The organism is Serratia marcescens (genome assembly GCF_029846115.1).
In the GTDB taxonomy this organism is placed as follows: domain Bacteria; phylum Pseudomonadota; class Gammaproteobacteria; order Enterobacterales; family Enterobacteriaceae; genus Serratia; species Serratia marcescens_L.
Genome location: NZ_JARVZZ010000001.1, coordinates 4,804,514 through 4,827,761, shown reverse-complemented (window position 1 = coordinate 4,827,761; position 23,248 = coordinate 4,804,514). Strand labels below are relative to the sequence as shown.

19 protein-coding genes are annotated in these 23,248 nt (G+C 61.0%); 14 read left to right on the top strand and 5 right to left on the bottom strand.

Features of this window, described 5'->3' with window-relative positions; translation table 11 throughout:
- The first annotated feature begins 52 nt into the window (after positions 1 to 52).
- From rnc to acpS, 5 genes are all read left to right on the top strand, one after another.
- Positions 53 to 733 (top strand): ribonuclease III, encoded by a 681-nt coding sequence (rnc, locus tag QDT79_RS23050; protein ID WP_004929158.1) that lies wholly within the window; start codon positions 53 to 55, stop codon positions 731 to 733.
- Positions 730 to 1,638: a GTPase Era gene (gene era, locus QDT79_RS23045; protein ID WP_025303944.1), complete on the top strand. Its 909-nt coding sequence runs from the start codon at positions 730 to 732 to the stop codon at positions 1,636 to 1,638. The genes rnc and era overlap by 4 nt, the downstream gene beginning before the upstream one ends.
- Before the next feature lie 6 nt (positions 1,639 to 1,644).
- Complete coding sequence (gene recO, locus QDT79_RS23040) at positions 1,645 to 2,376, top strand: DNA repair protein RecO (RefSeq protein ID WP_004929165.1); 732 nt, start codon at positions 1,645 to 1,647, stop codon at positions 2,374 to 2,376.
- 71 nt (positions 2,377 to 2,447) lie between these two features.
- Entirely contained in the window at positions 2,448 to 3,179 is a 732-nt protein-coding gene (gene pdxJ, locus QDT79_RS23035; RefSeq protein ID WP_025303943.1) for a pyridoxine 5'-phosphate synthase, read from the top strand.
- Positions 3,179 to 3,559, top strand: a complete 381-nt coding sequence (acpS, locus tag QDT79_RS23030) for a holo-ACP synthase (protein WP_004929169.1) — start codon at positions 3,179 to 3,181, stop codon at positions 3,557 to 3,559. Before pdxJ ends, acpS begins: the two co-directional genes overlap by 1 nt.
- Positions 3,560 to 3,604: 45 nt before the next feature.
- Here acpS and QDT79_RS23025 read toward each other — a convergent pair whose 3' ends face one another.
- The 3 genes from QDT79_RS23025 to QDT79_RS23015 all read right to left on the bottom strand — a co-directional run bounded on the left by QDT79_RS23025 (position 3,605) and on the right by QDT79_RS23015 (position 6,493).
- The gene (locus tag QDT79_RS23025) at positions 3,605 to 3,865 is read right to left on the bottom strand and encodes a YfhL family 4Fe-4S dicluster ferredoxin (RefSeq protein ID WP_033648939.1); all 261 of its coding nucleotides are present in this window, start codon (positions 3,863 to 3,865) and stop codon (positions 3,605 to 3,607) included.
- Positions 3,866 to 3,956: 91 nt separating this feature from the next.
- Entirely contained in the window at positions 3,957 to 5,501 is a 1,545-nt protein-coding gene (locus QDT79_RS23020) for a phosphoethanolamine transferase (RefSeq protein ID WP_308317117.1), read from the bottom strand.
- Positions 5,502 to 5,644: 143 nt separating this feature from the next.
- On the bottom strand, positions 5,645 to 6,493 hold the full coding sequence (locus QDT79_RS23015; protein ID WP_016929788.1) for a MurR/RpiR family transcriptional regulator: 849 nt from the start codon (positions 6,491 to 6,493) through the stop codon (positions 5,645 to 5,647).
- Positions 6,494 to 6,660: 167 nt separating this feature from the next.
- Here QDT79_RS23015 and murQ point away from each other — a divergent pair, with 167 nt between their 5' ends.
- Genes murQ through yfhb form a run of 3 tightly spaced genes read left to right on the top strand, consistent with a single transcriptional unit; the run spans position 6,661 to position 9,600 of the window.
- A complete protein-coding gene (gene murQ / locus QDT79_RS23010) occupies positions 6,661 to 7,554 on the top strand; it encodes an N-acetylmuramic acid 6-phosphate etherase (RefSeq protein WP_063990562.1) in 894 nt (297 codons plus the stop codon).
- An 18-nt stretch (positions 7,555 to 7,572) separates the two neighbouring features.
- Positions 7,573 to 8,940: a PTS transporter subunit EIIC gene (locus QDT79_RS23005; protein WP_107227800.1), complete on the top strand. Its 1,368-nt coding sequence runs from the start codon at positions 7,573 to 7,575 to the stop codon at positions 8,938 to 8,940.
- Between the two features lie 3 nt (positions 8,941 to 8,943).
- Positions 8,944 to 9,600 carry a phosphatidylglycerophosphatase C gene (gene yfhb / locus QDT79_RS23000; RefSeq protein WP_063990560.1) on the top strand — a complete coding sequence of 219 codons (657 nt, stop codon included), beginning with the start codon at positions 8,944 to 8,946 and terminating at the stop codon, positions 9,598 to 9,600.
- Positions 9,601 to 9,647: 47 nt separating this feature from the next.
- Here yfhb and QDT79_RS22995 read toward each other — a convergent pair whose 3' ends face one another.
- Positions 9,648 to 10,700 (bottom strand): DUF2157 domain-containing protein, encoded by a 1,053-nt coding sequence (locus tag QDT79_RS22995; protein ID WP_308317116.1) that lies wholly within the window; start codon positions 10,698 to 10,700, stop codon positions 9,648 to 9,650.
- A gap of 117 nt (positions 10,701 to 10,817) precedes the next feature.
- Here QDT79_RS22995 and tadA point away from each other — a divergent pair, with 117 nt between their 5' ends.
- Positions 10,818 to 11,324: a tRNA adenosine(34) deaminase TadA gene (gene tadA / locus QDT79_RS22990; protein ID WP_063990558.1), complete on the top strand. Its 507-nt coding sequence runs from the start codon at positions 10,818 to 10,820 to the stop codon at positions 11,322 to 11,324.
- On the opposite strand, the gene mltF is transcribed toward tadA, so the two are convergent.
- The gene (gene mltF, locus QDT79_RS22985; protein WP_063990557.1) at positions 11,325 to 12,785 is read right to left on the bottom strand and encodes a membrane-bound lytic murein transglycosylase MltF; all 1,461 of its coding nucleotides are present in this window, start codon (positions 12,783 to 12,785) and stop codon (positions 11,325 to 11,327) included.
- 274 nt (positions 12,786 to 13,059) lie between these two features.
- Between mltF and purL the strand changes: the two genes are divergently transcribed.
- The 5 genes from purL (at position 13,060) to QDT79_RS22960 (ending at position 23,244) form a co-directional block, all read left to right on the top strand.
- Positions 13,060 to 16,953: a phosphoribosylformylglycinamidine synthase gene (gene purL, locus QDT79_RS22980; RefSeq protein ID WP_308317198.1), complete on the top strand. Its 3,894-nt coding sequence runs from the start codon at positions 13,060 to 13,062 to the stop codon at positions 16,951 to 16,953.
- A gap of 888 nt (positions 16,954 to 17,841) precedes the next feature.
- Positions 17,842 to 19,278, top strand: a complete 1,437-nt coding sequence (locus QDT79_RS22975; RefSeq protein ID WP_049200747.1) for a sensor histidine kinase — start codon at positions 17,842 to 17,844, stop codon at positions 19,276 to 19,278.
- 3 nt (positions 19,279 to 19,281) lie between these two features.
- Positions 19,282 to 20,154, top strand: coding sequence for a two-component system QseEF-associated lipoprotein QseG (gene qseG, locus QDT79_RS22970; protein WP_308317115.1), 873 nt, complete (start codon positions 19,282 to 19,284; stop codon positions 20,152 to 20,154).
- Positions 20,151 to 21,491 carry a two-component system response regulator GlrR gene (gene glrR, locus QDT79_RS22965; protein ID WP_025303931.1) on the top strand — a complete coding sequence of 447 codons (1,341 nt, stop codon included), beginning with the start codon at positions 20,151 to 20,153 and terminating at the stop codon, positions 21,489 to 21,491. The genes qseG and glrR overlap by 4 nt, the downstream gene beginning before the upstream one ends.
- 130 nt (positions 21,492 to 21,621) lie before the next feature.
- A complete protein-coding gene (locus QDT79_RS22960; protein WP_308317114.1) occupies positions 21,622 to 23,244 on the top strand; it encodes an NAD+ synthase in 1,623 nt (540 codons plus the stop codon).
- The last annotated feature ends 4 nt before the right edge of the window (positions 23,245 to 23,248 follow it).

The following is a 23,248-nucleotide window of genomic DNA, read 5'->3' as shown; positions in this document are numbered from 1 at the left end:
CCTGTTCCGTATGTTGCAAGTTTTTGACGCATTCTTGATCTATTGGTAACTCATGAACCCCATCGTAATAAACAGGCTGCAGCGGAAGCTGGGCTACACTTTTCAACAGCAGGAGCTTTTACTGCAGGCTTTGACTCACCGCAGTGCCAGCAGTAAACACAATGAACGTCTTGAGTTTCTGGGTGACTCGATTCTGAGCTTTGTCATCGCCAATGCGCTCTATCACCGCTTTCCTCGCGTAGACGAGGGCGACATGAGCCGCATGCGCGCCACGCTGGTGCGCGGCAATACGTTGGCGGAGATGGCGCGCGAGTTTGATCTGGGCGAATGTCTGCGGCTTGGGCCGGGCGAATTGAAAAGTGGTGGGTTCCGCCGCGAGTCAATCCTGGCGGATACGGTGGAGGCATTGATCGGCGGCGTGTTCCTGGACAGCGACATCCAGACCGTCGAGCGTCTGATTTTGGACTGGTATCGCAGCCGGTTGGACGAAATCAGCCCCGGTGATAAGCAGAAAGACCCGAAAACCCGTTTGCAGGAGTTTTTGCAGGGGCGTCATCTGCCGTTGCCTTCTTATTTGGTGGTGCAGGTTCGCGGAGAAGCGCACGACCAGGAGTTTACCATCCACTGCCAGGTGAGTGGTTTGAGCGAGCCCGTAGTGGGCACCGGCTCGAGCCGCCGTAAAGCCGAGCAGGCGGCAGCGGAACAAGCGCTGAAAAAGCTGGAGCTTGAATGAGCGAAGTAAAACAACACTGTGGGTTTATCGCCATTGTCGGCCGCCCGAACGTGGGCAAATCGACGTTGCTGAACCAACTGCTGGGGCAGAAGGTTTCCATTACGTCGCGTAAGCCGCAGACGACCCGTCACCGTATCATGGGCATCGACACCGATGGCGCCTATCAGGCGATCTACGTCGACACCCCAGGGCTGCACATCGAAGAAAAACGCGCCATCAACCGCTTGATGAACCGCGCGGCCAGCAGCTCGATCGGCGACGTCGAACTGGTGATCTTCGTGGTCGAAGGCACCAACTGGACCGCCGACGACGAAATGGTGGTCAACAAGCTGCGCAGCCTGCGCTGCCCGGTATTGCTGGCGATCAACAAGGTCGATAACGTCACCGACAAATCCAAGCTGTTGCCGCACATCGCGTTCCTCAGCCAGCAGATGAATTTCCTCGACGTGGTGCCTATCTCCGCCGAGAAAGGGATGAACGTCGACACCATCGCCGGCATCGTGCGCAAGCTGCTGCCGGAAGCGGAACACCACTTCCCGGAAGACTACATCACCGATCGCTCCCAGCGTTTTATGGCGTCCGAGATCATCCGCGAGAAGCTGATGCGTTTCCTGGGCGAAGAGCTGCCCTATTCGGTGACGGTAGAAATCGAACAGTTCGTGGCTAACGATCGCGGCGGCTACGATGTGCACGGCCTGATCCTGGTCGAGCGCGAAGGCCAGAAGAAAATGGTCATCGGCAACAAAGGCGCCAAGATCAAAACCATCGGCATCGAAGCGCGGCAGGACATGGAAAAGATGTTCGACGCCAAAGTGCATCTGGAGCTGTGGGTGAAAGTGAAATCCGGTTGGGCGGACGACGAACGTGCGCTGCGCAGTCTGGGCTATGTTGACGATCTGAAGTAACGATCCGTGGACGGCTGGGAGCGCGCTTTCGTCCTGCATGGGCGGCCGTACAGTGAAACCAGTCTGATGCTGGATCTGTTTACCGAAGGTCATGGGCGGGTGCGCTTGCTGGCGAAAGGCGCGCGCAGCCGCCGCTCCAATCTGAAGGGTTGCCTGCAGCCCTTTACCCCCCTGTTAGTGCGCTGGGGCGGCCGCGGCGAAGTGAAAACGCTGCGCAATGCCGAAGCGGTCTCCCTCGGTTTACCCCTCAGCGGCATGATGCTTTACAGCGGGCTGTACGTGAACGAACTGCTGGCGCGCGTGCTCGAGCAGGAAACCAACTACTCGGTGCTGTTCTTCGACTATCTGCAATGCCTGCAGGCGCTGGCGGCGGAAGACAGCTCGCCCGAACAGGCGCTGCGTCAGTTCGAGCTGGCCTTGCTGCACCACCTGGGCTACGGCCTCGATTTCCTGCACTGCGCCGGCAGCGGCCTGCCGGTGGATGACGCCATGACCTATCGTTACCGCGAAGAGAAAGGCTTTATCGCCAGCCTGGTGGTGGATCACTACAGCTTCACCGGGCGCGAACTGCGCGCGCTGGCAGAGCGTCAGTTTCCCGATGCCGAGACGCTGCGTGCCGCCAAGCGTTTCACCCGCATGGCGCTGAAACCCTACCTCGGCGGCAAGCCGTTGAAGAGCCGCGAACTGTTCCGCCAGTTCGTGCGCAAACAGCCGAATACGCCGGTCGACGACGCCTGACCTTTTCCCCTTTTGCCGCCCTGCGCCCGCGTGTAAACTGCTGGCACTGAAAATCGTATTTAGAGGTTGTCATGGCTGATTTGCTGCTGGGCGTCAATATCGATCACATCGCCACGTTACGTAACGCGCGCGGAACCCAATACCCGGATCCGGTTCAGGCGGCATTCATTGCCGAACAGGCAGGGGCCGACGGCATTACCGTGCATCTGCGCGAAGATCGCCGCCACATCACCGACCGCGACGTGCGCCTGCTGCGCCAGACCATCCAGACGCGCATGAATCTGGAGATGGCGGTGACCGACGAGATGCTGGATATCGCCATTGAGCTGAAGCCGCATTTCTGCTGCCTGGTGCCGGAAAAGCGCGAAGAAGTGACCACCGAAGGCGGCCTGGACGTCGCCGGCCAGCTGGACAAAATGAGCGTGGCGGTTGAGCGCCTGGCGCAGGCGGGCATTCTGGTCTCGCTGTTCATCGATCCCGATCATCGCCAGATCGACGCGGCGGTGGCGGTGGGCGCACCCTATATCGAGATCCACACCGGCGCCTACGCCGAAGCGCAGGGCGAGCTGGCGGTACAGGCCGAACTGCGCCGCATCGCGGTAGCCGCCGCCTACGCGGCCGAGAAGGGGCTGAAGGTCAACGCCGGCCACGGCCTGACCTATCACAACGTGCAGCCGATTGCCGCGCTGCCGGAAATGCACGAGCTGAACATCGGCCATGCGATTATCGGCCAGGCGGTGATGAGCGGGCTGCCGGCCGCGGTTGCCGACATGAAAGTGCTGATGCGGGAAGCGCGCCGGTAATGGCGGTGCTCGGGCTGGGTACCGACATCGTCGAGATGGCGCGTATCGAAGCGGTGGTGGAGCGCAGCGGCGATCGTCTGGCGCGCCGCGTGCTGAGCGATGCCGAGTGGGCGCTGTATCAGCAGCACCAGCAGCCGATTCGCTTTCTGGCCAAACGCTTCGCGGTGAAAGAGGCCGCCGCCAAGGCGTTCGGCACCGGCATTCGCAACGGCCTGGCGTTCAATCAGTTCGAAGTGTTCAACGATGCGTTGGGCAAGCCGAATATTCGTTTGCACGGCCGCGCCGCCGAGCTGGCGGGGGAGATGGGGGTCACCGCGATCCACGTTTCGCTGGCCGACGAACGGCGCTATGCCTGCGCGACGGTGATCGTAGAAAGCTGAAAATAGCAAGGGCGCCTGTGGCGCCCTTGTCAGTCCTGCGGCGGATTAAATGCGATCGGCGTGGTGCAGCACCACAAACTTGTCCCACAGCTGTTCGTTGGTCTCGCGATGCTGCGGATCGGTGATGATGGTGTTGTCGATCGGGCAAACCTGCTGGCAGGTCGGCGTATCGTAATGGCCGATGCACTCGGTGCAGCGATCGGTATCGATCTGATAAATCTCATCGCCCATCGAAATCGCCTGGTTTGGGCATTCCGGCTCGCACATGTCGCAGTTGATACATTTCTTGGTAATCAGCAGTGCCATTGTCAGTTATCTTTCCATCGGTGTGCTCGGGCTGGCGCGCAATCTATCATAGAATCGCCGCGCGGCGGGCGTTTTTTCGTCATCTTACCGCTTAGGGTAACTCAGGTGGGTCATCAGCCAACTGATCGAAATCAACTCTTCTCTGCCCGTCAAACACCCAGCGCTTATCGGTATCCGCCATACGCATCGTAGGCATCACCTCCGGATGGGTAACCCGTATTCCCGCCTCTTGAGCAAACAACCCGATAAAATCGAACGCGCTCATGGGATCATCAATGATTTGGTGCTGTGGGTCGCGATCGCTCAGCACCAGCAACGGCACCTGATAATTCTGCCGGGTATCGCCGCTGTGGCGCAGAGAACGCGTGCCGCCGATATCCTTGTGGGAAAGGCCGTGATCGGAGAAATAGAACAGTTTAAACGGCACGCCGGTCTGTTTCAGACTTTGATAAACCTGCTCGATAAAACGGTCAGTCTTGCGATAGGTAGAGAGGTAGCAGGCCAGCTCCTTATTCGGCGACTCGACGCTCGGCGGTTCGCCGTTAAGCCGCTCGCAAAAGTCGGCGTGCGAGCCCATCAGATGCAGCACATACAGGTTGCCTTGCCCCTGGCGGCTCAATAATTGGTCAAATATCGGCAGCAGTGCATCATCATCGGTGTTGCGCGATTGATAGTCGCCTTTCTTCAGGAAGTAATGGCTATCGCTGAACATGGCGATTTTTGATACCGGCGTATCGAATTGCCCGAACATGCCCTGATTGGACAGCCAGTGGGTATTGAGGCCGGCGGCTTTTGCCAGGGTGATAAGATTATCCCCGAGGGCAATGTTGTGGCCGTTGCTTAAAGCCAGCGTGCGGGGGAGCGATTCGAACGTATTCGGCGCGGTGGAAATATAATTGCTGTAAAACCGTCCCTTGGCATTATCCAGAAACGGTGTAGTGGACACCGGATAACCAAATAAGGACATATGATCCCTGCGCATACTTTCGCCGACGATGATGACATAGTTCTCATTCGTTGGTGCGCCGGCGGAAAGCGACCAGCGGTTTGGTGCTGAAGCGTCGGTGTTTAATTCATCAATCTGCTGTTGGTATTGATGGTAAGCTGAATAAGTGGATAAAAAGAAATCAGGCAATCGAAGATTACTCAACCCACCGCTGAATGCTCTGGCGATAATAATCACCGTAAGCAGGGCCAATGCGGTCAATATTGTTTTCTTTGACAGGGGGTATCGCCAAATAAATCGACCGAGAATGACCGGCGTAACCAGAATGGCGACAGGTAACAGATAACAGCTGACCGGGAGGGTTTGCAAAAACTCCCTTGCCTCTATCGGGTTGGATTGCAGCAGGGCGGACACCACGACGGCTGATGGGGAACCGTATATGGCCCCGACCGGCGCATACAGCGCGCATAGCAGAATAAACGGAATAATCAGGCCGTAACGGGTAAGCGAATGGATAGATAATAATAACAAGGTAAGTGCAATAAAAAGAATATCAATGCCTTTTCCGCCGCTGTATCCCATCGCTTTGATTAATATCAAAGCAATAATGGCATAAAATAAAAAAGTGCGCAGGGTCGGATGAGCCACGGAGTGCCGTAACTTATCTAAAATAACAGTGTGTGTATTCATAATGGTATCGTTAAATAATGCTGTCCATGCATGCTCAATTATTGATCGATAATTGAGCGAGTCACCGCCCGCACATTATTTTTCGAATGCAGAGAAGGGAAATAATTGAGCTGGCGGCGTTTTATCGGCCGCCATTATACGCCTCAAACTAACTTTTTCATTAACTGTTCGCTGTGTTTGATGCGATCGCGGGCATGATCGAGATCGTGCTGGATCAGGGCCATAAACAACAGGTCGGTGAGGGCGAACTGGGCCGTGCTGGAGGAGATGGCCGCACTGCGGGTGTGGGGCTCTTCGGCGATGGTATAGAGGCAGTGATCGGCGCGTTGCTGCAGACCGTTGGGAGAGAAGCTGGTCAGCGCCAACACCCTGGCGCCGGCCTGGCGCGCCTCTTCCGCCGCCAGATTGATTTCACGCCGTTCGCCGCTGAAGGAGATAGCCAGCAGCAGATCGCGTTTGTCCAGCGCCTGCACCGCCGCCAGCTGAACGTGCATGTCCGCTTCGGCCACCGCCATCACACCGATCTTCAGCAGCTTGAAGGAAAAATCCTTGGCCACCAGCCCGGAAGCGCCGATGCCGATCAGCATCACCCGGCGCGCCTGGCGCAGCATGTCCAGCGCCTGATGAAGCCGCTCTTCGCTGTTGATGTCCAGCGTCGCGCGCAGCGCCGCCTGCTTTTCCGCCAATAGCTTTTCACCAACGGTTTTCAGCGTGTCGCTGCTGAGGATGTGGTTGTGAACGGTCACTACCGGTTCGGCCTGCGGCTGGGCCAGCGTCTCGCTCAGCGCCAGCTTCAACGCCGGGAAACCTTTATAGCCCAGCTTTTGGGCGAACTTCACCACGCTCGACTGGCTGATGCCGGCCAGCTGGGCCAGCTTTTGCGAGCTGAGATGGCGCGCCTGCTCGGCGTTGTTCAGCAAAAAATCCGCCAGCTTGCGGTCGTTTTGCGCCAGTGTCGGATACATCTGGCGAATGCGCAGAAGGGTACTCATTGTTCTTTCCCTGGAAACCAGCGGCCATTTTGCCACGCAGAGGGCGAAAACGCGCGGTGAAAATTTTTGTGAGCTCGTCGTTAAAATAGCAAATAGCGCTCGCTTTGTTGAATAAAATATTCAAATATTGATTTAATTTTGTGAATTAAAAATTCAAAGGTGAACAGATGAACTTAGGCGCACTGGTATCGGAAACCCGCAACCCGGCCACCATGGGGCTGGATGAGATGTCGACGCTGGAGATGGTCCGCTGCTTTAACCAGGAAGACCGCAAGGTGCCGGAGGCGATTGAAAAGGTGCTGCCGGCGATTGCTCAGGCGGTCGATTTGGCTGCGGCGGCGTTGAAGGCCGGTGGGCGGCTGATTTATTTGGGCGCCGGCACCAGCGGCCGCCTGGGCGTGCTGGATGCCTCCGAGTGCCCGCCGACCTTCGGCGTGCCGCACGGCGTGGTAGTGGGGCTGATCGCCGGCGGGCCGGGCGCGCTGCTCAAAGCGGTGGAAGGGGCGGAAGACGACGAAGCTTTGGGCGAAGCCGATCTCCGGGCGCTGAACCTCAGCGCCATCGATATGGTGGTGGGGTTGGCGGCCTCCGGGCGCACGCCTTATGTGATTGGCGCACTGCGCTATGCGCGCGGGCTGGGCTGCCCGACGGCGGCCATCTCCTGCAACCCGGATTCGCCGATCGCGCACGAAGCGCAGGTGGCGATTTCGCCGGTGGTGGGGCCAGAGGCCCTGACCGGCTCGACGCGCCTGAAATCCGGCACTGCGCAGAAGCTGGTGCTCAACATGCTGTCGACCGGTGCGATGGTCAAGCTGGGTAAGGTTTACCAGAACCTGATGGTGGATGTGAAGGCCACCAACGTCAAACTGGTGGATCGCGCCTGCCGCATCGTGGTGGAGGCGACCGGCGCCGAACGCGCTCAGGCAGAGGCGGCGCTGGCGCAGACCGGCTTCGAAGTCAAACCGGCGATCCTGATGATTTTAGCCGGCGTCAGCGCCGAAGAGGCGCAGCAGCGGCTGCAGCGGCACGACGGCTATCTGCGCGCAGCGCTGGCGCGTTAATTCACGGTGGGGGCGGCGATGGACAAGACAACGGCATTGGCGACACAGATCCTGGCGGGTGTGGGGGGCGAGGGCAATATCCTCAAACTGGAGAACTGCATGACGCGAGTGCGCGTCGAGGTCAGCGACGAGCAGCGCCTGGATCTGGCCGCCCTCAGGCAGCTGCCCGGCGTGAAGGGCTATATCAAACAGGGTGAGCAGCATCAGTTTATCGTCGGCCCGGGCGCCGCCGCCAAGGTGGTGGACGCCATGCGCGAATTGCTGGGCGGCAGCGCGCAGCCCGTCGTCGCCGTCGGTGACGCGGCCCGCACCAAGGTGCAGGCCAAGCAAAAATACGCTGCGCCGATGAGCGGCGCGCTGAAAAAGCTGGCCGATGTCTTTATTCCGCTGATCCCGGCGTTTATCGCCTCGGGCCTGATCACTGGCATCATCAACCTGCTGAAACGGCCAGACATCGCCGGCCAGCTGGCGGTGGACTACCCGAACGTGCTGGGGCTGTTGGCGATCTTCGGCAGCGCGGTATTCGCCATCATGAACATTTTGGTCGGGGTTAACGCCGCACGGGTGTTCGGCGGCTCTCAGGCGATGGGCGGCGTCATGGCCGGCATTCTCTCCAGCCCGGCGTTGGCGCAGATCACCTTGTTCGGCGAGGCGCTGCAGCCGGGGCGCGGCGGGGTGATCGCCGTGCTGCTGGTGGTGGCGTTAATGTGCTGGGTGGAGAAACGCCTGCGCACGCTGTTGCCGGAGTCGGTCGAACTGATCCTCAATCCACTGCTGACCACACTGGTCACCGCCTCGCTGGCGATCCTGATTCTGCAGCCGATCGGCGGCATTATCTCCGACGCCATCGCCCACGGTGCCAATCTGGCGATCGACAAGGGCGGGCTGCTGGTGGGAGCGCTGCTCTCGGGGCTGTTCCTGCCGCTGGTGCTCTCCGGCCTGCATCAGGGACTGGTGCCGATCCACGTCGAGCTGGTGCAGGCGCACGGTTCCAACCCGCTGCTGCCGATCCTGGCGATGGCCGGCGTCGGTCAGGTGGGGGCGGCGCTGGCGGTGCTGTTGAAAACCCGCAACGCACGGCTGAAGAAGGTGATCAAAGGGGCGTTGCCGGTCGGCATTCTCGGCATCGGCGAGCCGCTGATCTTCGGGGTTACGCTGCCGCTGGGGCGGCCGTTTATCGGCGCCTGCCTCGGCGGGGCGGTCGGCGGTGCGCTCATCAGCTACTGGAAGGTGGCGACGGTAATCACCTTCGGCATTTCGGGGCTGCCTTTGGCGTTGACCATTGTCTCAGGTAAGGTGATGTTGTATCTGGCGGGGATGCTGATTACGATTATCGCCGGTTTTCTCTTCACCTGGATGATGGGGTTCGACGATCCCGAGGAGTAGCGTTTGAGCGACAAGCAGCAACAACCGGCCGCAGAGGGGCGCCGCGTGGTCTTTTTCGATCTGGACGGCACCCTGCATCAGGAGGATATGTTCGGTAGTTTCTTGCGTTTTCTGCTGCGCCGTTTGCCGCTGAACCTGCTGCTGGTGATACCGCTGCTGCTGCCGATCGGGTTGGCGTTACTGCTGCTGGGGCGAGCCGCGCGTTGGCCGATGAGCCTGCTGCTGTGGGCAATTACCTTCGGGCGTGCCGAAGCGACGCTGAAGGTGCTGGAACGGCAGTTTATCGAGGCTTTCCGCCAGAAGGTGACCGCATTTCCGGTGGTGCAAATGCGGCTGCGGCAGTACCTGGAGGAGCACGATGCCGAGGTGTGGTTAATTACCGGCTCGCCGGAACGGCTGGTGGAGCAGGTGTATCGCGATTCGGCGTTTCTGCCGCGGGTGCGGTTGATCGGCAGCCGCATCACGCGCCGCTGCGGCGGATGGGTCTTGACCTTGCGCTGTCTGGGGGCGCAGAAAGTAGTGCAGCTCGAGCAGCGGCTTGGTGCGCCGCTGAAGCTGTACAGCGGTTACAGCGACAGCAAGCAGGATAATCCGCTGCTGTTCTTTTGCGAGCACCGCTGGCGGGTAAGCAAGCAGGGCGAGCTGCAGCAGCTGGAATAAACCAAGGGCGGAGAATTCCGCCCTTATTGTTTTTATCGGTACCGCGATCAGTCGTCGGTTACGTCGTGCGGCTTGCGCCCCAACTGCCAAATCTTCTCCGCATAATGCCCCAACGCCCACAGGCTCAGGCCGAGCAGCACGAAGAAAACCGCCTTCGGCATGCTGTCCCAGAAAAACTCGAACAGACGGGTATACAGGTTAATGCCGAGGAAGGTTAGCCCGAAGCCGCGCAGCATGGCGTCGTCATGCTTCAACCCCAGCCAAATGGCGGCGAAAGCAGCCAGCCCGAACAGCAGGCTCCAGTGGAACAGCTCGATCTGGCGCGCGCTGTACCAGCTGTCGAGATCGCCGTAGTTGCCGAAGATAGACAGCAGCCACAGGGCGATAAACAGGTACAGCAGGCCCATCGCCAGCGACACCCGCTGCAGACCGCGCTGCGCCAACAGTGGCCGCAACAGCAGCGCGGCGGCGATCAGCACCGTGCCAAAGGCGATAAAGCGAATCGGGTAGCTCATGCCGAGCCAGTAGGCGCCCCAGCCGGACAGGTAGCCGGTCTCGGCGCCGAAGGCGTTGCCGAGCGACAGCAGGGCGAACCACCACACCAGCCCGGAGCGGCTGAACCAACCGATCGCACCGTACAGCAGCGCGGCGAACAGCAGCAGCACGGAAACCCGGCCGCTGCCGTTATCCAGCCAGACCCCCAGTTGCCATAAGGCGCAGGCGGTAAGCAACACGGCGACAAACAGCGCCGCTTCGTTGCCGTAGCGTTTTTCCGGGTGGCGCCGGCGGCGACGCAGCGCCCAGACGTAGGCCAGCGCCGCCAGTACGCCGGCGATCGCCATGCGTACCGGCGCGTCGAAGCGGAACAGTCCGCTGAGCCATGCAAGCAGTTCGCTGTCGGCGAACAGGCTGGTGACGGCGATCAGCAGAGAGGCCAGCGCGGCGAGAAACGCATAGCGCGCCAGCCGCCGCCAGTCGAAAGGCTGTACGGCCACATGCTGCAGCAGTTGCTGCCGTTGTTCGGGCGTCAAGGCGCCTTCCCCCACCCAGCCGTCCAGTGCCTTGCGCACCACGACCGCGTTCTTTTTACTGAGTTTCATGCTTCTTGTCCCTGAATCACACGCTGATTCGGCCAGTATAGCCATTGGCGGGCGGCTACGACAAAGGGAGGCTAGTGTGTATAATGCCCGCCGCAAAAGCGCACGAGGAATTATGCGATGACTGAATATAACGATGAGTACTGGATGCGTCAGGCATTGCAGCTGGCCCTGCGCGCGCAGGAAGAGGGCGAGGTGCCGGTGGGTGCGCTGCTGGTGCTGGACAATCAGGTCATCGGCGAGGGCTGGAACCGCCCGATCGGCCGACACGATCCTACCGCACACGCCGAGATCATGGCGCTGCGCCAGGGCGGCGCGGTGCTGCAAAACTACCGCCTGCTGAACGCCACGCTGTACGTCACGCTGGAGCCCTGCGTGATGTGCGCCGGTGCGATGGTGCACAGCCGTATCCGCCGGTTGGTGTATGGCGCCGCCGACGAGAAAACCGGCGCGGCCGGTTCGCTGGTGGATATTTTGCGCCATCCGGGCATGAACCATCAGGTGGAGATCGTCTCCGGCGTGCTGGCAGACGAATGCGCTGCCACCTTGAGCAATTTCTTCCGCCTGCGCCGCGAACAGAAAAAAGCGCTCAGGCTGGCGCAGCGGGCGGTGGATAAGCCGGAATAATCAGTGGTTGAGCGCCAGTTCCGGCATCACCGTCGGATAGCCTTTCCCCAACGCCTCCTGCTCGGCGGCCGCTTGCGCCGCCTTTCTCTCTTTTTCCTGCAGATAGCCCACCAGGCTGACCTGGTAGCGGCGGATGTTTTCTACATAGTTGTAGGCTTCACGCCCGCGCGCATAGCCGTAGGTCAGCTGCGGGTAGTAGCGCTTCTGGCTGAGCATCGGCAGGCGCTGCTTGACGTCGACCCAGCTGTCCGGATTGCCTTTTTGCGTTTTGGTCAGCTTGCGCGCGTCCAGCATGTGGCCCCAGCCCATGTTGTAGGCCGCCAGCGAGAACCAGATGCGCTCGTCTTCCGGCACGCTGTCCGGCACCTTGGCCATTAGCCGCTGCAGGTAGAGCGCGCCGCCCTGAATGCTCTCTTCCGGATCGAGGCGGTCGTTGACCCCCAGGCCGTCGGCGGTGGCGCGGGTCAGCATCATCAGGCCGCGCACGCCGGTGGGTGAGGTGGCCTGCGGATTCCAGTGCGATTCCTGATAGGCGATGGCCGCCAGCAGCTTCCAGTCGATCTCGTTGGCGTGCTTCTCGAACAGTGGGCGGAAGTTGGGCAGCACCGAGTCGATGGCCGACAGGAAGGTTTTGGTGTCCACATAGTCAAAGCTGCCGACGTGGCCGAGGTATTTTTCTTCGAGCCGCGCCAGGGTGCCGTCGTCCACCATCTGGCTGTAGAAGTCCAGCATCGCCGCGTACAGGCTGTCGTCGCCGTCGCGTTTCAGATACCAGGTGACCGGTTCTTCGTCGGTGACGTCGAACGCCACCGCCAGCTGCGGATGGATGCGCTGCAGCAGCGCGATGGTGACCGAATCGCCGAGGGTGTAGTCCAGCTTGCCGTCGGCCACCCGTTCCAGCAGCTCTTTGGAGGTGAGATCGCTGGAGGACTCCCAGGCGAGATCCGGGTATTTATCCTGTTTGAGCTGCTTTAGCGTGCTGACGTGCGCGGAACCGGAGGCGACCGCCAGCTTGCCTTTAATGTCGGCGAAGCCTTTTGGCCGCGGGGTGCCCAGCCGGTACACCAGCTGTTGGGAAACGGAGTAGTAGGCGGGGCCGGTGCGCGCGCGGCTGAGGCGCTCCTGGTTGTAGATAAGGCCCGCCGCCAGCAGATCGGCGTCGTCGTCGTCCAGATCGTCGAACAGGTCATTGATGTTCTGATGGGGGATCACCACCAGCTTCACCCCGAGGTAGTTGGCGAAGCGCTTGGCCAGTTCGTAGTCGAGCCCACCCGGCCCTTGCTTGGTGTTGAAATAGGTCAGCGGGGAGTTCAGCGTGCTGATACGCAACTCGCCGCGGGAAATGATCTCCTGGAGTTGCCCGCCCTGGCCGCTGCGCCAGGTGATATTGGGCCACAGGGCGAGAGCCAGAAGCAGGGTGACAACGCCGATGAGGATGTAGTTTATTTTAAGACGTTTCAAATAGTTATCCAGTGGTGGCACAGGTACGCCGGCGACGATAACCGCGAATTTTCTCATGGTTAAATCACCAGTGCGGGGGCATTTTGCGCAACAAAACGCCAGTGTGCAACTTTATTGACACGTTATGACAATTCGACGGTGCGGCACGCTTTTATCAATAATCCCTACGCAAACGGTTTCGTCGGCGGCGAGGATTCTCTATAATGACGCGCGTTTTCCCCTGTTGCGCCCAATGAAGCGTCTTATCCGTCGCTTCGAAGACGAGAGAACTTTGATTATGGAAATTCTGCGTGGTTCGCCCGCTTTATCGGCTTTTCGCATTACCAAACTGCTGTCCCGCTGCCAGGACGCCCACCTGCCCGTCAGTGATATCTACGCCGAGTACGTCCACTTTGCCGATGTTAGCGCACCGCTCAGTGCCGAAGAACACGCCAAACTTCAGCGGCTGCTCAAGTACGGTCCTTCTCTCGCCGAACATGCCCCTGAAGGCCGGTTGCTGCTGGTCACGCCGCGTCCGGGCACCATTTCTCCCTGGTCTTCCAAAGCCACCGACATCGCCCACAACTGCGGTCTGCAGCAGGTGGTGCGGTTGGAGCGCGGCCTGGCGTTCTACGTCAAGGCGCCCGAGCTGACGGAAACCCAGTGGCGCCAGCTTGCCGCGCTGCTGCACGATCGCATGATGGAAACCGTCTTCAGCGAGCTGCAACAGGCCGAACAGCTGTTCGCGCACCATCAGCCAGCGCCGTATCAGTCGGTCGACGTGCTGGGCGCAGGGCGCACCGCGCTGGAGCAGGCCAACGTCCGGCTCGGCCTGGCGCTGGCGCAGGACGAGATCGACTACCTGCTGAATGCCTTTACCGGTTTGGGGCGCAACCCGACGGATATCGAACTTTATATGTTCGCGCAGGCCAACTCCGAGCACTGCCGCCACAAGATTTTCAACGCCGATTGGATCATCGACGGCGAACAGCAGCCTAAATCGCTGTTCAAGATGATCAAGAACACCTATGAGCAGACGCCGGACTATGTGCTGTCGGCGTATAAAGACAACGCCGCGGTGATGGAAGGCTCGCAGGTCGGCCGCTTCTTCGCCGCGCCGGACAACGGCAAGTACGATTACCATCAGGAAGAAGCGCACATCCTGATGAAGGTGGAAACCCACAACCACCCGACGGCGATCTCGCCGTGGCCGGGCGCCGCGACCGGCTCCGGCGGCGAGATCCGCGACGAGGGGGCTACCGGCCGCGGCGCCAAGCCGAAAGCCGGCCTGGTGGGCTTCTCGGTGTCCAACCTGCGTATTCCCGGCTTTGAACAGCCGTGGGAGCAGGATTTCGGCAAGCCGGAACGCATTGTCACCGCACTGGATATCATGACCGAAGGCCCGCTGGGCGGCGCGGCGTTCAACAACGAATTCGGTCGTCCGGCGCTGCTGGGCTACTTCCGTACCTATGAAGAGCGCGTCAACAGCCACAACGGCGTCGAGCTGCGCGGCTACCACAAACCGATCATGCTGGCGGGCGGCATCGGCAACATCCGCGCCGATCACGTGCAGAAAGGGGAAATCACCGTCGGCGCCAAGCTGGTGGTGCTGGGCGGCCCGGCGATGAATATCGGCCTGGGCGGTGGCGCGGCCTCGTCGATGGCGTCCGGTCAGTCCGATGCCGATCTGGACTTCGCTTCGGTGCAGCGCGACAACCCGGAAATGGAGCGCCGCTGTCAGGAAGTGATCGACCGCTGCTGGCAGCTGGGCGACCAGAACCCGATCCTGTTTATTCATGACGTCGGTGCCGGCGGCCTGTCCAACGCCATGCCGGAGCTGGTGAGCGACGGCGGCCGCGGCGGCCGCTTCGAGCTGCGCGATATCCTCAACGACGAGCCGGGCATGAGCCCGCTGGAAGTGTGGTGCAACGAATCGCAGGAGCGTTACGTGATGGCGATTGCCCCGGCGCAGATGGCGCAGTTCGACGAGATCTGCCGCCGTGAGCGCGCACCTTATGCGGTGATCGGCGAAGCGACCGAAGAACAGCACCTGACGTTGAACGACCGTCACTTCGACAACCAGCCGATCGACATGCCGCTGGACGTGCTGCTCGGCAAGACGCCGAAAATGACCCGCGACGTTACCCGCCTGCAGGCGAATGGCCAGCCGGTGCAGCGTGAGAACATCACGCTGGCCGACGCGGTGAAACGCGTGCTGCATCTGCCGGCCGTTGCGGAGAAAACCTTCCTGATCACCATCGGCGATCGCACCGTTACCGGCATGGTGGCGCGTGACCAGATGGTCGGCCCGTGGCAGATACCGGTAGCCGACTGTGCGGTCACTACCGCCAGCCTGGACAGCTACTACGGCGAGGCGATGTCGCTCGGCGAACGTGCGCCGGTGGCGCTGCTGGACTTCGCCGCCTCCGGCCGCCTGGCGGTCGGGGAAGCGCTGACCAACCTGGCTGCCACCGAAATCGGCAGCCTGAAGCGCGTGAAGCTGTCCGCCAACTGGATGGCCGCCGCCGGCCACCCGGGCGAAGACGCCGGCCTGTACGAAGCGGTGAAAGCGGTGGGCGAAGAGCTGTGCCCGGCGCTGGGCATCACCATCCCGGTGGGCAAAGACTCCATGTCGATGAAAACCCGCTGGCAGGAAGGCAACGAACAGCGCGAAATGACCTCGCCGCTGTCGCTGGTCATCACCGCCTTCGCCCGCGTGGAGGACGTGCGCCACACCGTGACGCCTCAGCTGCGCACCGATAAGGGCGACAGCGCGCTGCTGTTGATCGACCTGGGCAACGGCCATAACGCGCTGGGTGCCACCGCGCTGGCGCAGGTTTACCGCCAGCTGGGCGACAAACCGGCCGACGTGCGCAACGTTGCGCAGCTGGCGGGCTTCTTCAACGCCATGCAGCAGCTGGTGGCCGATCAAGCGCTGCTGGCTTACCACGACCGCGCCGACGGCGGCCTGCTGGTGACGCTGGCGGAGATGGCCTTCGCCGGTCACTGCGGTGTGGACGTCAACCTCGACGGCCTCGGCGACGATGCGCTGGCGGTGCTGTTTAACGAAGAGCTGGGCGCGGTGATCCAGGTGAGCGCCGAACGTCTCGACGACGTGAAGCAGGCGTTTGCTCAGCACGGACTGATCGACAACGTGCATCACATCGGCAGCGTGCAGGCCGGCGATCGTTTCGTCATCACCCAACACGGCAAGGCGCTGTACAGCGAAAGCCGCAATACGCTGCGCACCTGGTGGGCGGAAACCACTTGGCAGATGCAGCGCCTGCGCGACAACCCGGCGTGCGCCGATCAGGAGCATCAGGCCAAGCAGGATGAACAAGATCCCGGCCTGAACGTGAAGTTGACCTTTGCACCGGAGGAAGACATCGCCGCGCCGTACATCGCCAAGGGCGCTCGCCCGAAAGTGGCGGTGCTGCGCGAGCAAGGGGTGAACTCCCACGTTGAAATGGCGGCGGCGTTCCACCGCGCCGGCTTTGACGCGGTGGACGTGCACATGAGCGATCTGCTGGCAGGGCGCCGCGATCTGCAGGACTTCCACACGCTGGTGGCCTGCGGCGGCTTCTCTTACGGCGACGTCCTGGGCGCCGGCGAAGGTTGGGCGAAGTCTATCTTGTTCAACGAGCGGGTACGTGACGAGTTCGAAGCGTTCTTCCACCGTCCGCAGACGCTGGCGCTGGGTGTGTGCAACGGTTGTCAGATGATGTCCAACCTGCGCGAGCTGATCCCGGGCGCAGAACACTGGCCGCGTTTTGTGCGCAATCTGTCGGATCGTTTCGAGGCGCGCTTCAGCCTGGTGGAAGTGGCGGCCAGTCCGTCGCTGTTCCTGCAGGGCATGACCGGTTCGCGTATGCCGATCGCCGTTTCCCACGGCGAAGGGCATGTCGAAGTGCGCGATGCGGCGCATTTGGCGGCGCTGGAAAGCCACGGTTTGGTGGCGCTGCGTTTCGTCAACAACGCCGGTCAGGTGACGGAAGCTTACCCGGCTAACCCGAACGGTTCGCCGAACGGCATTACCGCCGTGACCAGCGCCAGCGGGCGTGCCACGGTGATGATGCCGCACCCGGAACGCGTGTTCCGCACGGTCAGCAACTCCTGGCACCCGGAAGAGTGGGGCGAGGACAGCCCGTGGATGCGCATGTTCCGCAACGCCCGTAAGCAACTGGGCTAAAAACGGCCACCACCGTACAGAGGGCGCAAGCAATTGCGCCCTTTTTTATGGCCGGCGTTCGGCGATTGGCGGCAGTGTCTGCATTTTGCGACAGGCGCTATTTTCTCTGTCGCTAAATGGAGACATTTAAATAATTGATTTTATTGGTGGTAATCGGGTTTGGCTTTAGTTGTCTGCATTTGGCGACAGCGCGGTGTTTTTTTCATCGCTCATCGGGGCGTGATGCGCAAAGAAACTTACTGGTATAATTTTATTTTTTTAATAAAATCATGTTGTTATTATTTTTATTGCAAAGTTGGCACGCAACGTGCATTATTCTCGTCGGTTGCTCATTCAACTTTTTATGACGGCGCCGTAATTAGACGGCAAATCGCCTCATAAGCCTCCGAATGATGCCAAAGAAATGGTGCCTATCGTCCAACCAAACCGATAACAGACCGTGCAAACGGCTTTATCAAGCATCGGGCGACACGTGGAGTGAGGCACCGCCTGTATCCAACTGTGATGAAGGGTTCATCAATCCTGGATACTTACGGATGCTATTCGTCCTGTTCGATGCCAGCCGCTGCGCTACATCACCCTGGGGACGAGACTTAAGGGCATCCACACTTTCCTTGCGTTGGGGCAAGTTTCTTGCCCCGATGTCAATTCTCAATGCTGCGCTTATCCCTGTTTCGTTGCCTATGCCCTCGAACGCAGACGCTCTCCCCACACTCTTGCTTTCACACCGGTTGATGTTACCGAGGCCGCATGCCGTCGGCAGGCCAGGCCTATGGGCGCGGTTCACCGAACCCGCAGCTTTTTCCTTGTGCGTTCAGGATTCTCCCTTGCCGGGCTTTTCTCTTTCCGGCGAGTCAGTTAGCATCGTGACAGAGCTGAGAGAATGAGATGATTTCGTTGAAAAAATGGCGTTTATTCCCCCGTTCGCTGCGGCAATTGGTGCTGCTGGCGTTCCTGTTGGTGCTGTTGCCGCTGCTGGTGCTGGCCTATCAGGCCTACCAGAGTCTGGATCACCTCAGCGCGCAGGCGGCGGACATCAACCGCACCACGCTGGTGGACGCGCGGCGCAGCGAGGCGATGACCAGCGTGGCGCTGGAGATGGAGCGCAGCTATCGTCAGTACTGCGTGCTGGTCGATCCTACGCTGCAGAAGCTGTACCAGAACCAGCGCAAGCAGTATTCGCAGATGCTGGACGCCCACGCGCCGATCCTGCCGGACGAGCGCTACTACCAAACGCTGCGCCAGTTGCTGACCCAACTGGCGGCGATCAAATGCCATAACAGCGGGCCGGACCAAGAGGCTTCCGCCTTGCTCGAGTCGTTCTCCCGTTCCAACGCCGAAATGGTGCAGGCCACGCGCGCGGTGGTGTTCTCGCGCGGCCAGCAGCTGCAGCAGGCCATTGCCGAGCGCGGCCAGTTCTTCGGCTGGCAGGCGCTGCTGCTGTTCCTGGTCAGCGTGCTGCTGGTGGTGCTGTTCACCCGCATGATCATCGGGCCGGTCAAGGCCGTGGAGCGGATGATCAACCGCCTGGGGGAAGGGCGTGCGCTGGGCAGCACCGCGTCATTCAAAGGGCCGCGCGAGCTGCGTTCGCTGGCGCAGCGCATCATCTGGCTGAGCGAGCGGCTGGCGTGGCTGGAGTCGCAGCGCCACGAGTTCCTGCGCCATATTTCGCACGAGCTGAAAACGCCGTTGGCCAGCATGCGTGAAGGCACCGAACTGCTGGCCGACGAGGTGGCGGGGCCGCTGACTTCCGATCAGAAAGAGGTGGTGGCGATACTCGACAACAGCAGCCGCCATCTGCAGCAGCTGATTGAACAGCTGTTGGATTACAACCGCAAACTGGCCGATGGCCCGGCGGAACACGAGAACGTCGAGCTGCGCGAAATGGTCGATTTGGTGGTCGCCGCGCACAGTTTGCCGGCGCGGGCGAAGATGATTTCCACCGAAATTACGCTGGAGGCGGAAATCTGCTGGGCAGAGCCTACGCTATTAATGCGCGTGCTGGATAATCTCTACTCCAATGCGGTGCACTACGGCAAGGAATCCGGTAACATTTGGATCCGCAGCCGTCAGGTTGGACAACGGGTGCAAATCGACGTCGCCAATACCGGCACGCCGATCCCCGAGGCTGAAAGAGCCATGATTTTCGAGCCTTTTTTCCAGGGTAGTCACCAGCGAAAAGGGGCGGTAAAAGGAAGCGGACTGGGGTTGAGCATCGCTCAGGACTGTATCCGTCGCATGCGCGGTGAGCTGCAACTGGCGACGGTCGCCGGTGCAGACGTCTGCTTCCGCATTGAACTGCCGTTAACCGCCGAGAATGAATAAATAATGTACACATGGTCTAAACGCCTTCGTCTTTCACAGACCGAACGTTCACCGCGTGCCACGCACAGAGCGCCGCTCGGCAAACGCCCGATCAGCTGGTTGGGCGCCGTCTTCTTTATGCCGCTGTTGCTGGCGGGCTGCGTCGATCGCGCCGTCAGCGGTGGCCTGAACCCTCAGCAGCAAGAGGCGATCCCGGATACCAAGGTGATCGATTACCGCACCGCGGCTTGCGATACCCTGTGGCAGTTGGACGACAAGGACGCGGTGGATAACGCGCTCTACTGGCTGCGCGCGATGGACTGCGCCGACCGTATCGGCTCGACCCAGGCGCGTGCGCTGGCGAAAACGGTGCCTGGCGACAGCTGGTCCGGCGTTTTCAAACAGAGCATCCTGCTGGGCAGCGCGCAGCCGACCTCCGGCGAACGCCGCCAAATCATCGACAGGATCAACAGCTACCGGATGGAATTCCCCGGTTCACTGCGTCCGCTGACGCAGCTGTGGCGCCAGCAGCAATTGCTGCAGATCACGCTGTTCGATGAGAAAGCACGCTATCAGCATCTGCAGGAGAGCAGCGACAGTCAGATCGATTCGCTGCGCCAGAGCCAGGCGCGTCTGCAATCGCAGCTGCAGGACACCTCGCGCAAGCTGGAGAACCTGACCGATATCGAGCGCCAGCTCTCTTCGCGCAAGCAGCTGCAAGGGGAAATCCCGGACAACAGCGCAGGTTCGCAAAAGGGCGAAGCCGCCGGTAAAAACGGCGCGGCCGCCAAAGGGGCTGAATCGCAGGACGAACCGGAAAAAGGCACCGCGCTGCCGGTTGAACCGGAAGACACCTATACGCCGCACCCTGCCAATAAGGAGTCCCACGCGCAATGACCGCACGCAAACCGGCCAATTTGCTCTTGGTTGACGACGATCCCAGCCTGCTGAAGCTGCTGGGCATGCGTCTGACCAGCGAAGGTTTTCACGTCACCACCGCCGAAAGCGGCCAGGAAGCGCTGCGCCTGCTGGCGCGCGAACAGATCGATCTGGTGATCAGCGATCTGCGTATGGACGAGATGGACGGCATGGCGCTGTTCGCCGAGATCCAAAAGCATCAGCCGGGCATGCCGGTGATCATCCTCACCGCGCACGGTTCGATTCCCGATGCGGTGGCCGCCACCCAGCAGGGGGTGTTCAGCTTCCTCACCAAACCGGTGGATCGCGATGCGCTGTATAAGGCCATCGACGAGGCGCTCGCACTGTCGGCCACCCCGGCCGGCGACGAGGCCTGGCGCGAAGACATCGTCACCCGCAGCCCGCTGATGCTGCGCCTGCTGGAGCAGGTGAAAATGGTGGCGCAGTCCGACGTCAGCGTCTTGATCAACGGCCAGAGCGGCACCGGCAAAGAGGTGGTGGCGCAGGCGATCCACGCCGCCAGCCCGCGCGCCGGCAAGGCGTTTATCGCCATCAACTGCGGTGCGCTGCCGGAGCAACTGCTGGAGTCCGAACTGTTCGGCCACGCCAAGGGCGCCTTTACCGGCGCGGTCAGCAGCCGCGAAGGGCTGTTCCAGGCGGCGGCGGGCGGCACGCTGTTCCTCGACGAGATCGGCGACATGCCGCTGTCGCTGCAGGTGAAGTTGCTGCGCGTGCTGCAAGAGCGCAAGGTGCGGCCGCTGGGCAGCAACCGCGATCTGGACATTGACGTGCGCATCATCTCCGCCACCCACCGCGATCTGCAAAAGGCGATGGCGAAGAACGAGTTCCGCGAGGATCTCTACTACCGCCTCAACGTGGTGAACCTGAAGATCCCGGCGCTCAACGAACGCGCCGAAGATATCCCGCTGCTGGCCAACCACCTGTTGCGCGAGGCGGCTCAGCGGCACAAGCCGTTCGTGCGCAGCTTCTCGACCGACGCCATGAAGCGGCTGATGACCGCCAGCTGGCCGGGCAACGTGCGTCAGCTAGTCAACGTCATCGAGCAGTGCGTGGCGCTGACCTCGGCGCCGGTGATCAGCGAAGCGCTGGTGGAGCAGGCGCTGGAAGGGGAAAACACCGCGCTGCCGACCTTCGCCGAAGCGCGCAACCAGTTCGAGTTGCACTACCTGCGCAAGCTGCTGCAGATCACCAAGGGCAACGTGACCCAGGCCGCGCGCATGGCGGGCCGCAACCGCACCGAGTTTTACAAATTGCTGTCGCGCCACGAGCTGGACGCCAACGATTTTAAAGAATGACAGTTTGCCGCCGGCGCCTGCCACGCAGGTTCTCAACAAATCCGGCGGAATGATTTACACTCCGTTCTCTTTGCCGCGGCGCGCCCCGGCGTAGAGCACCATGGAACGTATTAAGCGGGATCGTACACAAATGAGCAGATCACTTTCCATCGCCCTGGCCCAGCTGAACCTGCTGGTCGGCGACATTGAAGGCAACACCGAACGCATGTTGCAAATCGTGCAGGAGCAGCAGAAGGCGGGAGCCGATCTGGTCATGTTCAGCGAACTGGCGCTGTCCGGCTACCCGCCGGAAGATCTGCTGTATCGCAATGACTTCTATCAGCGCTGCGACGCGCAGCTGCTGCGCCTGCAGCAGGCCTCCGCCGAGACGGCGATCCTGGTCGGCCACCCGTGGCGCGAAGGCGACAAGCTGTATAACGCGCTGTCGCTGTTTGCCGAAGGCCGCCTGCTGACCCGCTACTTCAAGCAGCAGCTGCCGAACTACGGCGTGTTCGATGAGAAGCGCTATTTCCACGCCGGCAACGACACCTGCGTGGTGGAGCTGAAAGGCTACCGTCTGGGTCTGCTGATTTGCGAAGATCTGTGGTTCCCTGAGCCGATCGACGCCGCCAAGGCGGCGGGCGCGGAAATTATCCTGTCGATTAATGCTTCGCCGTATAACCGCGAAAAGCCGTATATCCGCAAAACGCTGATGGCCGGCCACTGCCAGCGCACCCAGCTGCCGCTGGTGTACCTCAATCAGATCGGCGGCCAGGATGAGCTGATCTTCGACGGCTGCTCCAAGGTATTCGACGCCGCCGGCACCCTGACTCACCGTCTGGCGGCCTTCGACGAGCAGGTGACTCGTTTGGAATTCAACGAGCTGGCCGTGGTGCCGATGGCCGATCCGGCCGCTGAGCTGCCGCAGCTGGCGCAGGTGTACCAGGCGCTGGTGTTGGCGGTGCGCGACTACGTGACCAAAAACGGCTTTAAAGGCGCGGTGCTGGGCCTGTCCGGCGGTATCGACTCGGCGCTGACGCTGGCGATCGCCGTGGATGCGCTGGGCAAAGACAAGGTGCAGGCGCTGATGATGCCGTTCCGCTATACCGCGGATATCAGCATCGCCGACGCCAAGGAAGAGGCGGAAATCCTCGGCGTGGAGTTCGATATCGTCTCCATCGAACCGATGTTCGACGCCTTTATGGGCCAGCTGTCGCCGATGTTCGCCGGCACCGAGCGCGACACCACCGAAGAAAACCTGCAGGCGCGTTGCCGCGGGGTGGTGCTGATGGCGCTGTCCAACAAACGCCGCAGCATCGTGCTGACCACCGGCAACAAGAGCGAAATGGCGGTGGGTTACGCCACGCTGTACGGCGATATGGCCGGCGGTTTCGACGTGCTGAAGGACGTGCCGAAAACGCTGGTGTTCAAGCTGTCCGAATACCGTAACACCGTCTCCTACGTGATCCCGCAGCGGGTGATCGATCGTCCGCCGTCCGCCGAGCTGGCGCCGGATCAGGTCGATCAGGACAGCCTGCCGCCGTACGATATCCTGGACGCGATCCTGGAAGGCTACGTTGAACGCGACAAGTCGGTTGCCGATCTGGTGGCTGAAGGGTTCGACGAAGCGATCGTGCGCAAGGTGATCCGCCTGGTGGACATCAACGAATACAAGCGGCGTCAGGCCGCCGTCGGGCCGCGCATCACCGCCCGTAACTTCGGCAAAGACCGCCGCTACCCCATCACATCCGGTTTTGGCCGCAAAAATTGGTAAAAGG

Coding starts and splice junctions, on each gene's coding strand:
- rnc (WP_004929158.1), top strand. CDS start 53: ATGAACCCCATCGTAATAAACAGGCTGCAGCGGAAGCTGGGCTACACT.
- era (WP_025303944.1), top strand. CDS start 730: ATGAGCGAAGTAAAACAACACTGTGGGTTTATCGCCATTGTCGGCCGC.
- pdxJ (WP_025303943.1), top strand. CDS start 2,448: ATGGCTGATTTGCTGCTGGGCGTCAATATCGATCACATCGCCACGTTA.
- acpS (WP_004929169.1), top strand. CDS start 3,179: ATGGCGGTGCTCGGGCTGGGTACCGACATCGTCGAGATGGCGCGTATC.
- QDT79_RS23025 (WP_033648939.1), bottom strand. CDS start 3,865: ATGGCACTGCTGATTACCAAGAAATGTATCAACTGCGACATGTGCGAG.
- QDT79_RS23020 (WP_308317117.1), bottom strand. CDS start 5,501: ATGAATACACACACTGTTATTTTAGATAAGTTACGGCACTCCGTGGCT.
- QDT79_RS23015 (WP_016929788.1), bottom strand. CDS start 6,493: ATGAGTACCCTTCTGCGCATTCGCCAGATGTATCCGACACTGGCGCAA.
- murQ (WP_063990562.1), top strand. CDS start 6,661: ATGAACTTAGGCGCACTGGTATCGGAAACCCGCAACCCGGCCACCATG.
- QDT79_RS23005 (WP_107227800.1), top strand. CDS start 7,573: ATGGACAAGACAACGGCATTGGCGACACAGATCCTGGCGGGTGTGGGG.
- QDT79_RS22995 (WP_308317116.1), bottom strand. CDS start 10,700: ATGAAACTCAGTAAAAAGAACGCGGTCGTGGTGCGCAAGGCACTGGAC.
- tadA (WP_063990558.1), top strand. CDS start 10,818: ATGACTGAATATAACGATGAGTACTGGATGCGTCAGGCATTGCAGCTG.
- QDT79_RS22975 (WP_049200747.1), top strand. CDS start 17,842: ATGATTTCGTTGAAAAAATGGCGTTTATTCCCCCGTTCGCTGCGGCAA.
- qseG (WP_308317115.1), top strand. CDS start 19,282: ATGTACACATGGTCTAAACGCCTTCGTCTTTCACAGACCGAACGTTCA.
- glrR (WP_025303931.1), top strand. CDS start 20,151: ATGACCGCACGCAAACCGGCCAATTTGCTCTTGGTTGACGACGATCCC.
- QDT79_RS22960 (WP_308317114.1), top strand. CDS start 21,622: ATGAGCAGATCACTTTCCATCGCCCTGGCCCAGCTGAACCTGCTGGTC.